This is a genomic window from Brachybacterium sp. AOP42-C2-15, assembly GCF_052377065.1.
Classification (GTDB): domain Bacteria; phylum Actinomycetota; class Actinomycetes; order Actinomycetales; family Dermabacteraceae; genus Brachybacterium.
This window is the reverse complement of record NZ_JBQSWK010000136.1, coordinates 1-269: the sequence shown is the minus strand read 5'-3', so window position 1 is coordinate 269 and position 269 is coordinate 1. Positions and strand designations below refer to the sequence as shown.

1 protein-coding gene is annotated in these 269 nt (G+C 68.0%); it reads right to left on the bottom strand.

The features are described 5' to 3' along the window. Nucleotides 1–252 (bottom strand): transposase family protein (locus ACT3SQ_RS19370; RefSeq protein ID WP_444601638.1); only part of this gene is annotated, 252 nt, incomplete at its 3' end. Nucleotides 253–269 lie beyond the last annotated feature (17 nt).

Here is a 269-nt window from a genome sequence, read left to right as displayed (position 1 = left end):
ACAGAACCAGCGCCGCTTGGCCCACACCACCACCGCTGCGCCAGCGACGGGAACGTCCCGGACCTGCTGTGACCGGCGGGAATGGACCTTCGTCGCCAGCACGCCGCAGGACGGACAGCCCGGCGGGACGGTCGAGGCGATCACCACCCGCCGGCCCCCGTCGGGCAGGTCGACGGCATCGATGACGCGGTAATTGGGCAAGTTGAAGATCGTGCTCGCAGCATCACGCTGCGAACCAGTACTCTCGTGCACAGGCTCGTGGTCCTCTG